Origin of the sequence: uncultured Thomasclavelia sp., assembly GCF_944324745.1 — a bacterium.
Lineage (GTDB): Bacteria > Bacillota_I > Bacilli_A > Erysipelotrichales > Coprobacillaceae > Thomasclavelia.
Window position 1 is genome coordinate 1 of record NZ_CALUXO010000066.1, and the last position, 13,113, is coordinate 13,113.

The 13,113-nt window shown below is 29.6% G+C and carries 15 protein-coding genes and 1 pseudogene; 13 read left to right on the plus strand and 3 right to left on the minus strand.

From position 1 onward, the window contains the following. Positions 1-205: 205 nt before the first annotated feature. Entirely contained in the window at positions 206-784 is a 579-nt protein-coding gene (locus tag Q0K54_RS08305) for an HdeD family acid-resistance protein (RefSeq protein ID WP_294580104.1), read from the minus strand. Positions 785-1,105: 321 nt separating this feature from the next. Between Q0K54_RS08305 and Q0K54_RS13780 the strand changes: the two genes are divergently transcribed. From Q0K54_RS13780 to Q0K54_RS08315, 3 genes are read left to right on the plus strand one after another with little or no spacing between them, the layout of a single operon-like run. Next, entirely contained in the window at positions 1,106-1,309 is a 204-nt protein-coding gene (locus Q0K54_RS13780; protein WP_374011455.1) for a DUF308 domain-containing protein, read from the plus strand. After that, complete coding sequence (locus Q0K54_RS08310; protein WP_294580106.1) at positions 1,299-1,526, plus strand: hypothetical protein; 228 nt, start codon at positions 1,299-1,301, stop codon at positions 1,524-1,526. The genes Q0K54_RS13780 and Q0K54_RS08310 overlap by 11 nt, the downstream gene beginning before the upstream one ends. Position 1,527: 1 nt before the next feature. Beyond that, positions 1,528-2,871: a radical SAM protein gene (locus Q0K54_RS08315; RefSeq protein WP_294580108.1), complete on the plus strand. Its 1,344-nt coding sequence runs from the start codon at positions 1,528-1,530 to the stop codon at positions 2,869-2,871. Positions 2,872-2,932: 61 nt separating this feature from the next. Here Q0K54_RS08315 and Q0K54_RS08320 read toward each other — a convergent pair whose 3' ends face one another. Further along, positions 2,933-3,496: a TetR/AcrR family transcriptional regulator gene (locus tag Q0K54_RS08320; protein WP_294580110.1), complete on the minus strand. Its 564-nt coding sequence runs from the start codon at positions 3,494-3,496 to the stop codon at positions 2,933-2,935. Positions 3,497-3,574: 78 nt separating this feature from the next. Here Q0K54_RS08320 and Q0K54_RS08325 point away from each other — a divergent pair, with 78 nt between their 5' ends. The 3 genes from Q0K54_RS08325 to Q0K54_RS08335 all read left to right on the plus strand — a co-directional run bounded on the left by Q0K54_RS08325 (position 3,575) and on the right by Q0K54_RS08335 (position 7,234). After that, positions 3,575-4,576 carry a lysylphosphatidylglycerol synthase domain-containing protein gene (locus Q0K54_RS08325; RefSeq protein WP_294580112.1) on the plus strand — a complete coding sequence of 334 codons (1,002 nt, stop codon included), beginning with the start codon at positions 3,575-3,577 and terminating at the stop codon, positions 4,574-4,576. Positions 4,577-5,525: 949 nt separating this feature from the next. Next, entirely contained in the window at positions 5,526-6,140 is a 615-nt protein-coding gene (locus tag Q0K54_RS08330) for an N-acetyltransferase (RefSeq protein ID WP_294580114.1), read from the plus strand. After that, positions 6,140-7,234, plus strand: a complete 1,095-nt coding sequence (locus Q0K54_RS08335) for an aldo/keto reductase (protein ID WP_294580115.1) — start codon at positions 6,140-6,142, stop codon at positions 7,232-7,234. The genes Q0K54_RS08330 and Q0K54_RS08335 overlap by 1 nt, the downstream gene beginning before the upstream one ends. A 10-nt stretch (positions 7,235-7,244) precedes the next feature. Here Q0K54_RS08335 and Q0K54_RS08340 read toward each other — a convergent pair whose 3' ends face one another. Beyond that, positions 7,245-7,862, minus strand: a complete 618-nt coding sequence (locus Q0K54_RS08340) for a YitT family protein (RefSeq protein ID WP_294580117.1) — start codon at positions 7,860-7,862, stop codon at positions 7,245-7,247. Positions 7,863-8,071: 209 nt separating this feature from the next. On the opposite strand from Q0K54_RS08340, the gene Q0K54_RS08345 reads away from it, so the two are divergent. The 7 genes and pseudogenes from Q0K54_RS08345 to Q0K54_RS08375 all read left to right on the plus strand — a co-directional run bounded on the left by Q0K54_RS08345 (position 8,072) and on the right by Q0K54_RS08375 (position 12,838). After that, a complete protein-coding gene (locus tag Q0K54_RS08345; RefSeq protein WP_294580119.1) occupies positions 8,072-9,253 on the plus strand; it encodes an iron-containing alcohol dehydrogenase in 1,182 nt (393 codons plus the stop codon). An 83-nt stretch (positions 9,254-9,336) separates the two neighbouring features. Continuing rightward, positions 9,337-9,888, plus strand: a complete 552-nt coding sequence (locus Q0K54_RS08350; protein ID WP_294580121.1) for a flavodoxin family protein — start codon at positions 9,337-9,339, stop codon at positions 9,886-9,888. Positions 9,889-9,890: 2 nt separating this feature from the next. Next, positions 9,891-10,376 carry a heme-binding protein gene (locus Q0K54_RS08355; RefSeq protein ID WP_294580122.1) on the plus strand — a complete coding sequence of 162 codons (486 nt, stop codon included), beginning with the start codon at positions 9,891-9,893 and terminating at the stop codon, positions 10,374-10,376. A 6-nt stretch (positions 10,377-10,382) separates the two neighbouring features. After that, positions 10,383-11,189, plus strand: a pseudogene (locus tag Q0K54_RS08360) (aldo/keto reductase); the annotation flags it as partial. Between the two features lie 36 nt (positions 11,190-11,225). Further along, positions 11,226-11,477, plus strand: coding sequence for a 4Fe-4S dicluster domain-containing protein (locus Q0K54_RS08365; RefSeq protein ID WP_294580126.1), 252 nt, complete (start codon positions 11,226-11,228; stop codon positions 11,475-11,477). A gap of 5 nt (positions 11,478-11,482) precedes the next feature. Beyond that, complete coding sequence (locus Q0K54_RS08370) at positions 11,483-11,848, plus strand: nuclear transport factor 2 family protein (RefSeq protein WP_294580123.1); 366 nt, start codon at positions 11,483-11,485, stop codon at positions 11,846-11,848. Positions 11,849-11,944: 96 nt separating this feature from the next. Beyond that, positions 11,945-12,838: a LysR family transcriptional regulator gene (locus tag Q0K54_RS08375; protein ID WP_294580125.1), complete on the plus strand. Its 894-nt coding sequence runs from the start codon at positions 11,945-11,947 to the stop codon at positions 12,836-12,838. Positions 12,839-13,113 lie beyond the last annotated feature (275 nt).

Genomic DNA, 13,113 nt, shown 5'->3' on the forward strand with positions numbered 1-13,113 from the left:
GAAATATCATTCTTGGGTATATCAACGTCATAAGAAACTGTAAAATCTAGTGGTAATGTTGGTTGATATGAGTTATAATCTTTCTTGTATAATTTATTTGTTTTCATATTTCAATTATACCAAAAAAATGTACGATTCCTCGTACATTTTTGCGTTTTTTTGCTACTTTTTTTCTTTATAGGTCGTTACAGCCCCTATTTTTTTATTAGTCAATTTTTTTCATATTTACAGCTTCGATAAAGAGCGTAATACCATTAATAATTAAATAAATTGCAATGATATAATTCAAGGCAATTGCTGAAGTTATTGGTAAAATAAAGAAAATAATGGCCAGGATGATATTTAAAATACCATTGAATGTATAAATACCAGTATTGCTGATATTAAAGTATTTTAACTTACTGGCAAAAGCAATTTTTTCTGTACCATGAAAGACTAAAATCAATGCCAACATCATCGTTAGAGATATTGCGGTAATGATTGATGGTGTAGTAATGATAATAAGACCAAATAAGATATTAATAATACCATGAACAATGGTAAATGGATCTTTAAAAAAGCTGGTACTTAAGCAATAATTAACGATTGAATAAATACCAAATCCAATGAGTACTAACGCTACAATCACTTTCATGACGGTAAAAGTCTGGATTGGAAAAGCTAGACAGCAAATCCCGGCAATAACCATTACAATACCTAAAATAAGATATAGTATTTTAAATTTTTTAATTCGTTTATTCCAATTACTTTTAAACTCATCAATAAAATCAAAATCCCAATACATAAAATCATTCCTCCTTTATCTTTCTATCTACTAATCGTAAGAATTCACTGATAAGTAGACAGACTATCAATATAAGATAAAAACCCAAAACCATTTTTTTGTGTTTTGTATTTTTCAAGATATTGATTGTTTTCACTCATATCCTCCTTACATCTTTTATTGTAATCATTATTAATATTGATGAAATAGACAAATAATATGCAATGTCTAAAATTTGGATATTTTAATTTTTTTGTTTAGACAAATTTTAATAAATGCCTAAAAAATAGGCATTAGAACTAATATTGACTATTTAAAAGCAGATTTAAAAAAAATACAATAATGGGCAAAGGAGGGAGTGATGAAAATCGCGTTCAAGTAGCTAAAACCGGATATTATTTAATATCGATAGTATTTTATTGCTTAGGGATTATTCTTTTGATGCATCCTTTCAAAATATCTGCAAGTATTGGTATTTTATGTAGCTGTTTATTAATTTTTTATGGCATTGTAAAAATAGTTGGATATTTTTGGGATGATCTATGATACAAAAATATTTGGATTTGAATCATGGCTTGATATTCTGTTGATTGCCATAATTGTGGGTGGATTGGCTTTTTTGATAATTATTGCGCCTGTTACCGATGTTTTGATTCAACGGATAATTGTTAGTTTGACATTGATATTTGAAAGGGTAAGGAATCAATATGTAGTTAAAACATCAGTGAAAATGAAACATTTTTATAAATCTGGAGGTATGTAAAATGAGTGTTAAAACAAATCTTGAAAAATTTGGGTTAGAAAAACTAGTTGATTATGTCTATCATGATCCTGATAATAATTTAGTTAAAATTATGGATTGGGCTGATAAGTTTAGTCCTAATGACTTTGAAGTTCAAAGAAGAATAATCCGTGAAGCGATTACTGATCCCCAGCATCCTTATTATCCTTTTATTCGTCGTATTTTAAGTGATGTTGATAAAAATGTTGCTAAAACATTAGCTGTTAACTTTTTTATTAATGCAGCCATGATTGGCTGGCCTAAACAAAATGAAAATCGCGAAAAATATAATTGTAATATTCCGTGGGCAATCTTATTAGATCCTACCAGTGCCTGCAATTTACATTGTACTGGTTGCTGGGCCGCTGAATATGGTAATAAGTTAAATCTAACTTATGATGAAATTGATGATATTATAAATCAAGGTAAAGAATTAGGTGTTTATATGTATATTTATACTGGTGGTGAGCCACTAGTACGTAAAAAAGATTTGATCAAGTTATGTAAAAAACATGATGATTGTGTCTTTTTATGTTTTACTAATGCCACATTGATTGACGAAGAGTTTGCCGATATGATGCTGGAAGTAGGTAATTTTGTTCCAGCCATTTCATTGGAAGGTTTCGAATCAGCTACTGATGATCGTCGGGGTCAGGGCGTATACCAGCAGGTGATTAAAGCAATCAAATTATTAAAAGAGAAGAAATTAGTTTATGGCATTTCAGCTTGTTATACTAGTGCTAATTTTGAATCGATTACTTCGGAAGAGTTTTTTGATTCATTAATTGATTTGGGTGTTTATTTCATCTGGTATTTCCATTATATGCCAGTTGGTAATGATGCTTCAATAGACTTATTGCCTACCCCAAAACACCGTGAAGCGACATATCAAAGAATTCGTCATTATCGTAGTACTAAACCGTTATTTGCTTTAGATTTTCAAAATGATGCTGAATATGTTGGGGGCTGCATTGCAGGAGGACGGCGTTATTTACATATCAATGCCAATGGTGATGTTGATCCATGTGTATTTATTCATTATTCAGATTCCAACATTCGTGAAAAATCTTTATTAGATATTTTACGTTCACCAATGATGATGGCTTATCATGACAATCAGCCTTTTAATGAAAACATGCTAAGACCTTGTCCAATGCTGGAAAATCCTGAAAAACTGCGGGCGATGGTTGCTAAAACTAAAGCTCATTCAACTGATTTACAATCACCAGAGTCTGTTGATCATCTATGTTCTAAATGTGATCAATATGCTTTAAATTGGAAACCAACAGCTGAAAAATTATGGAATAAAAATAAGGATATTGACTAATCAATATCCTTTCTTTGTTTAGGGATGATTTATCGGTTGGGTTATTATATAATATAATATGTTAGGATTTATTTTTTATGATGGGTAATAAAAAGTGGCGTTTATTGCCAGTTTCTAAAATTTTATAAATTCGATCAAATGATTGAATTAAATCATAACTGGCATCACAATCTAACCAGTCTAAAGCGATTCCGACAATGACACATTTATTAAAACGAATTAATACTTCTTTATCTTGTGATAGAATATTAAGGTCTTTAGTTAAAATATCGGTATATTGTTTACTGATATCCATCGCAATTTTACTTAGATGTTCGACAAAAATATCGCGATCAGTCGAATGATAAATATTTAAGATAGCTTTTTTTCTTTGGTTAGTGTCTTCAACAATCGGAATCAAACAATCAACGAAAGCATCAAAATGATCGTATTTATTGATCATAGCTTCAGTTCTACTTTTTAAAATTTGATCTAATAAATCAGGAATATCATGAAAATGATAATAAAAAGTATTTCGGTTTATTTCACAACGTTCAACAATATTTTTGACGGTGATTTTACTGTAAGGTTTTTCTTCTAATAGTTGCCAAAATGCCTCAGCAATCGCCAGTTCAGTTCGATTCATCGTTTCAGTCCTTTCATAAATACTAAAATTCTATCATAATTCAATAATTTTTACAATTTTTTTGATAAATGAAAGGTGATGATCACGATTAAGAAAAAAATTTTTATTTTTTTATTTACTATAATAATTCTTATTTTCTTTATCTATTTAGTTTTTCGTCGTGATTTTAATAATATCATTACATTAATAAAAAATATTACCGTATTTGATGTAATTATTTTATTAATAATTGGCAGCTGTTATCAGTTATTAGAAGCTTTTGGCTGCTATGTTTTAATTAAATCGCAAAAAAGTCAATTTACTTATCATCAGGCAATTGAATTAACGTTATTAGGAACGTTTAGTAATATTGCTACCTCAACAGCGGGAACGATTCCGATGCAAAGCTATTATTTATATAAGCGAGGGATCAAAGCTGGTAAAGGAATTGGATTGATTATTTTAGATAGTATTTTTCATAAATTTGCGGTTTTTATCTACGCTTCAATCATGCTGTTATTTAATATTGATTGGTTATATAATACAAATAATCTACTTTTTCGATATATTTTAGTTGGATATGTTGTTTATTTATTGATTATTGTTGGATTGATCCTTATTTGCAGCTGGAGCAGGATTCAAGATTTATTGTTATGGCTGATGAAAAAATTACCTGATAATGAAAAATGGCAAAAACGCAAGGCTGATTGGAAAGATAATCTAGCCGCGCTGTATCAAGAATCAAGAGTAGTATTTAAAAGTTTTCGGACTTGTTTAAAAGTAATTTTGGCTGATTTTGTTAAATTATTTTTTACCTATACTATACCTTTATTTTGTTTTCAGGTTGTTAAGTGTGGGCAATTATCTTTTATCCAAATTCAAGTCTTGTCATCGATTATGTTATTGATTACCGGGATATTACCAAATGTTGCCGGAATGGGACCAGCTGAAGTTTCTTTCTTATTAGTTTTTGCTCCTTATATGGGAATTATCGAAGCTACTTCTGCTATGATTATTTATCGACTGGCAACTTATTTTTATCCATTTGTTGTTAGTATTTTTGCTTTTTTGAAACTAGAAAAAGAATTGTTGTTACAATAAAAATAGCGGTGAAAAATAAGTATTTTTATAGCTATTTTAATCTTATTTCTAGTAAAGTTGTCAATTTTCGAATCTTTTTTCTTTAGTAATGACATGTAAAACGATATCAGCATATTTTTTAATTGATTGTCAGCCATGTTTGTAATCACAATTATCAGTATTTTTTGATAAGTATACAATTCTTAACTACTATTGTTGGTTCAACGATATTATTAGTTAATGTTTTAATCACTACTTACTTTTTCATTACTGTTATCAGGTGTTTAAATCGAATGGTAAATATTGACGAACTATTTAAACTAAAAATATGAATTGTGACACATCTTTTTAAAATATTAGAAATTGGTCAAGCACATACTAAAGAGTCGTCCGCTTTAAATGGTTTGTTGACATCAACATATTTAAATTGAGTATTGATGCAATATAATTCTTTTAAATTATTAAAACCATCATAGCCTGATTTTGGGTAAAACAAATTACCGTTGCTGAAGATATATAAGCCATCTTGTAAATATCTCTAGTAAACATACCGTTAATTTGATACTTTTTCTCTAAAATAAAATTACCAATTATTCCTATTATGTTCTATAACATATAGTAGAAAAAGCGGTGGCTTTTTTACATTTTGTCATCAAACGTTATTTAGTTATTGATTATGAATTTATTTAGTAGGTCAATATAGTACGGGATCAATTAATTATTGAATTAATTGTGTTACTGATCATTATTATCGTGTATCTACAAATATTGAAGAATTTAAAAGTTGATAACAAGTAAAGCTGGATTTATGATAAATCCAGTTTTTTTAATGATCAATTATTTAAAATCGTACTTTTATAAACTTTGGTTATGCTTTTAAAGCATGTTTTGAGCTTTAAGATAAGCATTTGTCATTTTTAATATCTAAGCTTACAATAATAGTAAAAATATTACTTTAAAGAGGCGAGTTATGGAAAAGCAATATCAATTAATAAAATGGTCTGATGTAAGTAGTCAAGATGTTGATTTGGTAATTTCAATGATCAATGATGTTTGGCAATTAGATCGGATGGATGATAGTTATCAATCAGGAATCTTATTATCTAAGGTCTATTTTTTAAGTGTTTTACAAGATGCTATTGATTTATATTTAGTTAAAGATGAAGATCATTTAGTTGGATTATTAGTCTTATCAATCCATCATCATTCAAAGCTAATTATCAGCCAAGAAATTAAAACATTATTAACTGTTGATAACAATGAGCAAGTTATTAAATTTCAAACAATGATTGATAATTATCATCAAAATTGTCTAGCAATGCTTAAAGATAGTCAACAACAATTTGATGGTGAGATTATCTTATTTGCAGTAGCTAAAAAATATCAGCATTTGGGTATTGGTACTGATTTATTTAATTTAGCTGGTCGAATATTTAAAGAAAATGGGTGTCGTAATTTTTATTTATATACTGATACCAGCTGTAATTATCATTTTTATGATTATCTGCAAATGAAAAAATTAGCTTCAAGAAAAGATGATCAACGTAAAAACTTTGAATTATTTTTATATGGAGGGAAGTTATAATGGAATATCGTAAATTACCACATGGAAATGAAAAAATTAGTGTTTTAGGTTTTGGTACCAGTTCGATTGGTGAAGCAAGTGAAGGAGAGATTATTGCTACGGTTCAAAAAGCAATTGATCATGGCATTAATTATTTTGATTTAGCTTCTGGTCATGCCAATACTTTTGCGGCTTTTGGAAAAGTCATTCAAGAAAAAAGGGAGCAAATTTATCTGCAAATTCATTTTGGTGCTAATTATGAAACTGGGGAATATGGCTGGACAACTAATTTGGCTAAAATAAAAGCATCAGTAAAATGGCAATTAGAGATGCTACAAACTGATTATATCGACTTTGGTTTTATTCATTGTTTAGATGAACTGGCGGATCTTCAGGCAGTTAAAGATGCCGGAATCATTGATTATTTATTAGAATTAAAACAAAAAGGAATTGTCCGTCATTTAGGTTTATCATCACATACACCAGCGCTTGTTAATCAGGTTTTAGATATGAAAATTATTGATATGGTGATGTTTAGTATCAATCCAGCTTATGATCATCATCATGGTGATTATGCAATTGGTGAAACTGATGAACGTTTAGATTTATATAAACGCTGTGAAAAAGAAGGTGTAGCCATTTCAGTAATGAAAGCTTTTAGTGCCGGACAATTATTAGATGCCAACAAATCACCGTTTAAATACGCTTTGACCCACAGCCAATGTATTCAATATGCTTTAGATAAACCAGGTGTCGTTACCGTTTTACCAGGAATTAGAAATCATCAGGATCTAGATGATGTCTTAAAATATCTTGATGCCAGTGATAGTGAAAAAGATTATTCGATCATTGCTTCATTTAATCAAGTTGAACATTTAGGCAATTGTGTTTATTGTAAACATTGTCATCCTTGTCCTGCTAAACTAGACATTGCTTTGATTAATAAATACTATGATTTAGCTTTATTAGGTGATACTTTAGCTAAAGATCATTATCTTCATTTAGAAAAGAAAGCCAGTGATTGTTTAAAATGTGGCCATTGTAATCATCGTTGTCCTTTTAAAGTCGATCAAATGGCTCGAATGGATGAAATCGCTACTTATTTTGGAGTATAAAAAATCCTTTTTAAGGATTTTTTTTAAATGTTATTGGTAGATGTTTTTCAAATATTTTGATGATTCGTCCAATAAATAATGCCGTTAAGATCGTACCAATACCAATACCATAAAATGGGGTCTTGTTGATCAAACATAATGTAATAGTAATGATTACTAAAGAAATATCAAAACTATTTTTTACTAATGAAAAAGGTAACGAAAAAACTTCAGCAATAGTTTTAACAATGCCATCAGTTGGGGTTAAAACTAAATCAGTTTTAACTGATAGATATACCCCTAATGAGGTTATAAACATCGTTAAAACAAATAAAATTAAAATTACGATGATGGGAAAATATAACTCTGGAATAATATAGTCATATAGATCAATCAACCAGCCAAAAGCAAATGATAAAGGTATTTCTAAGAGATAGGGAATAGTGATTTTTTTCGATAAAAGACATTGGATCAAAACAAATAACAGGTAACAGATAATTGAAGCTGTCCCTAAACTGATGTGATATATCTTTGAAATTGAATACATAACCGAACTAAATGCCGCCACTCCTAAGTTATAACGGATATTTAGGACTACTGCAAATGCAATTAAATTTAAGCCAATAAAATAATAGATTCCTCTTTTCATAACGCTCTCCTTTTTGACTATAATTCTAATACAAATATTAAGCCTTGGATAATTCAAAAAATTCATAATAACCCAACTAAAAGTTATCGTAGTTAATAAGAAAAACTGATGATTAATTAGTTTTTCTTATTAATTAGATTAGCAGGTAAAATTGATAGTCAGAAAATCATTAAATATAATATTAGTGTAAAGAAAGAGAGGAATTAAAGATGAACGATTTTCAATTTCAAAACACAACAAAAGTTTATTTCGGTAAAAATCAGTTACAACATTTACATGAAGAAGTATTAAAATATGGTGATAAAGTTTTGCTTGCCCATGGTGGTGATTTTATTAAAAGTTCCCCATTATATCAAAAAGTTATCGATGAATTAAAATCTAATAATATTGAAGTTTATGAACTAGGAGCTGTAGAACCTAATCCGCGTCACACTACTGTTAACCGCGGGGTTAAGATGTGTAAAGAAAATGGAATTCAAACAACACTGGCAATCGGTGGTGGTTCTACAATTGATTGTTGTAAAGCAATTGCTGCTACATCTCTATCTGAAAGTAATAATATTTGGGATTTGGTTGAAGGAAAAGTAGCCTGGAAAGATGCTTTGGCCGTAATTGCAATGCCAACTATTGCTTCTACAGGAAGTGAAATGGATAAATCATGTGTTATTGCCAATGTTGATTTAGGAATTAAAAGTGGTATTAATGGAGAACCAATTCGTCCTAAAGCTGCGTTTCTAGATCCAACAAATACGTTTACTGTTCCAGCTCGGCAAACAGCTTGTGGTGGGTTTGATATTATGGCTCATTTATTTGATATGAACTATTTTGTCAATAGTGAAAAATATCCATTACAATTTAATGTTGTCGAAACATTATTAAAGACTGTTAAGATACAATTACCTATTGCAATTAAAGAACCTGAAAATTATACAGCCAGAGCTACGATGTTATGGGCTGCTAGTTGGGCTTTAAATAGTTTCTGTACTTCAGGATTCAAAACCCAAGCTTCATTGCATGCTTTGGAACAATTTTCTTCATCTTATGATTTAACACATGGTTTAGGTTTAGCCATCATCATGCCAAAATGGATGAAATTTTTATTAGACCGTGATAAAACGGTAGCTGATGATTTTGCACGCTTTGGTATCAATGTCATGGACGTAGAAGATACTGGTGATAAAGTTGCTGTTGCTTATAAGACAATTGAGGCTTTACAAAAATTTATTAAAGAAGATTTAGGTTTACCAGTTTATTTATCAGAATTAGGAATTGATGATAGTAAGTTTGATGAAATGAAAGTTAAAGCCTGCTATGGTCAATCTTCATTACCTCGGGCCTATCGACCATTAACACAAGAAGATTGTCTAGAAATTTATCGGATGTGTTTATAGGATGATAAAGAAATTATCTTTTTGGTAATTTCTTTTTTAATAAGGATATCCAATTACAATTAAGAATAATGAGGTGAAATAATATGACAAGAAAATGTTTGATTATTTCTTCGAGTCCACGAAGAAATGGGAATAGTGAAGAATTATGTAACCAGTTTGCTTTAGGAGCCAAAGAAGCCGAAATTGAAGTTGAAAAAGTAAATTTAAATGACTATAACATTGCACCATGTCTAGCATGTGAATATTGTCGTAGTCATGATAACCAATGTGTAAGAAAAGATGATGCTAATTTAGTTATTCAAAAGATGATCGATGCTGATATTTGGCTACTGGCAACACCGGTTTATTTTTATAGCGTTTCAGCTCAAATGAAGTTACTGATCGATCGAATATTTGCTAGAGAATTTGAAATAAGAAATAGTAATAAACGAAAAGATGTTTATTATTTAATTACCAGTGGTTCTCCTGATCATGAACAAATGACCGGAACGATTGAATCATTAAGAGGATTTACTAAAGTATTAAGAACGGTTGATGAAAAAGGAATTATTTATGGTACTGGTGCTTTTCATTTGGGTGATGCTAAAAATCATGAGGCTTATAATATTGCTTATCAAATGGGAAAAGAGGCCTAGAAATGGAAAATTATTATGAACATTTTGTAAATAAAGGAAATCATCCAGACAAAGCATTGATTTTAAAACAGGAAGATGATTATTCATTTGATAATTTTAATCGTGATCAGGCTCTAAAATTAGTAAATAATATCGTAGCGATAGCTAAAAAAACTGATAAAAAAATAGGAATCAAAATTACTATCAATGATGAACCAATTATTCAATATTATATGGATGGTTTAGAATATCAGGGAGCCAAAAGCTGGCTAGATCGTAAGGAAAAAATGGTAAATTTAGCCCATCATAGTTCGTATTATGCTTTTTTAGATAATATAAAAAGTCATCAATACGATAAATGCATTGAAGATGAAACATATGCTCTATGTGGTGGCGCTTTCCCGTTAATCGTTAAAGGAAAAATGATCAGAGTTATTGCGGTAACCGGATTAAGACCAAATGAGGATCATCAAATGATCATAGATGGATTAAAAACAATAAAGGAGTAGATAAAAATGTCAAAATTAGGATTTGGATGCATGCGTTTACCAATGAAAGATAATGAAATTGATTATCAAGAGTTTAATTTAATGATTGATAAATATATGGAAGCTGGATTGAATTATTTTGATACAGCTCATGGTTACATGAGCGAAAAAAGCGAGATTGCTTTAAAAGATTGTTGAGTGGCTCGTTATCCACGAGATAGTTATGTCCTAACCAATAAATTATCAGTTCATTATTTTAATCAAGAAAGTGATATTCGCCCTTTATTTGAAAAGCAATTAGAAGCTTGTGGGGTAACATATTTTGATTATTATTTGATGCATGCTCAAGACAAAGATATTTATCAACATTTTCAAAAATGTAATGCTTATAAAATAGCTATGGAATTAAAAGCTGGAGGTAAAATTAAACATCTGGGAATCTCATTTCATGATACAGCTGATGTTTTGGAGCAAATTTTATCAGAACATCCAGAAATTGAAATTGTTCAAATTCAATTTAACTATATTGATTTTGAAAGTCCAGGAGTTCAAAGTAAAAAAGTATATGAAGTAGCTCGTAAATATAATAAACCAGTTTTAATTATGGAACCAATCAAAGGTGGTGCTTTAGCTAATTTACCAGATGAAGCTAAAAAGATATTTGATCAGTTAGGGGATAATAACAGCTATGCCAGCTATGCTTTAAGATTTGCAGCATCATTTGATGGTGTGTTTAAAGTATTATCAGGGATGAGTTCTTTAAGCCAAATGGAAGATAATCTTAAATACTTTAAAGATTTTAAACCGTTTACTAGTCAAGAATTTGAAGCCGTTGCCAAAGTTCGAGAAGTATTTGATAAGCTTGGCGGGATTGCCTGTACCGCTTGTCGCTATTGCACTGATGGTTGTCCAATGCATATTTCAATTCCTGATTTGTTTAGCTGCTATAATGCTAAAGTTCAATTTAATGATTGGAATAGTGATTACTATTATGGAGTCCATACTAAAGGTAAAGGCAAAGCTTCTGATTGTATTCATTGTGGTCAATGTGAACGAATTTGTCCACAGCATCTGCCAATTATTGAACACTTAAAAGAAGTAGCAAAAACTTTTGAAAAATAACCAAGATGGAAGAAAATAAGTTAAAAGAATTATATTTATTAATGTATCAGTCAATGATTGATAAAAATGTTGCTACATTAAATACGATCTTACACGATCAATTTATTTTAATTCATATGACTGGAATGAAACAAAACAAACAAGAATTTATCGAAGCCATCAAAACTGGTGTTCTTAATTATTATCAAGTTAAAGATCATCATTTTAAAATCAAAATAAATGGAGATAAAGCTACTTTAGTTGGTTGCAGTCGTGTTTTAGCAGCAGTTTTTGGTAGTAGTAAGCATTGGTGGTCTTTAAAACAAACAATCGAATTAGTAAAAATTAATGATTGTTGGAAGTTACTACTTTCATCAGCAGATACATATTAAACTAGAACATTTTATGGTTCTAGTTTTTTGTCTTTAATTATTTGAAGTTTTTTTGTACAATAAAAGTAGCTTTTTATTTACGAAAGGAGAATGCCAGTGTTCAAGCAGATGCAGTATTTCATCACTGTTGTTGATACTCAAAGTTTTACTCGGGCGGCTGAATTATGTTATATTTCCCAATCAGCCATTTCGCAACAAATAAAGGCATTAGAAGATGAACTTGGAGTAAAATTATTAATTCGAAAAAGAAAATCTTTTTCATTGACACCAGCCGGAGAATATTTTTACTATCGCTGTAAAGATATTTTAGCTGAAGTTGATGATTTATGTAAAAAAACCAAGGAATTAGAGGAAGATGATAGTTTATTAAAAGTTGGTTATTTACGTGGTTATGATGGTAAAGAGTTTAAAGAAGCGGTATTAGATTTTGCATCTTTATATCCTGATGTTACGATTAATTTAGTTAGAGGTAATCATGAAGAATTATATAAGCATCTAATGGATGAAACAGTTGATTTGGCTATTAGTGATCAACGGCGCTCTTTTAGTGATGATTTTATTAATTATCATTTATTACATATGGATTGTTGTGTAGAAGTTTCTACTAATAACCCTTTAAGTAAACAGGAGATTCTTGATGTAAATGACTTAAAAAAAGAGACTTGTATCTTAGTAGCTACTTTAGAGCAACAGGAAACCGAAAAAGAATTTTATGAAAATATTATTGGTTTAAAATGTAAATATTTATTTGTCAATGATATTGAAGAAGGCCGATTAATGGTAATGATGAATCGGGGAATTATGCCAATTGAACATATAAAAAAGCCTCAGCAAGAAAAAGAGGGAATAAAAACAATTCCGCTTTATCGTAATGAACGATTGATCCAACGTAATTATTGTGCTTTTTGGAAAAAAGATAAATCAACCTATTATATTGAAGAATTTGCTGACATGATGCGCAATAAATTTCAACTTAGTCATCAAGAATAAAAATGCTCAAAATTTGATGTTTTAACATCTAATATTTTTGTTTAAAAAAATCTGACTATAATAATTAATTAGGAAATAGGCAACGAGGAAACTCGTTGTTATTTTTTTGTAAACTGTATATATTTGATATTGACAGTATTTACTATATAACCTGTCTTTGGCAGTTAAAAAGAAAAAAATGGTGCTAATTTGATATTGCTATCGAGTTAGCATCATTTTTATTTGCTTGGATGTCAGATAATAATTGGTTATTGGTTGATTTAATATGCCTGCAA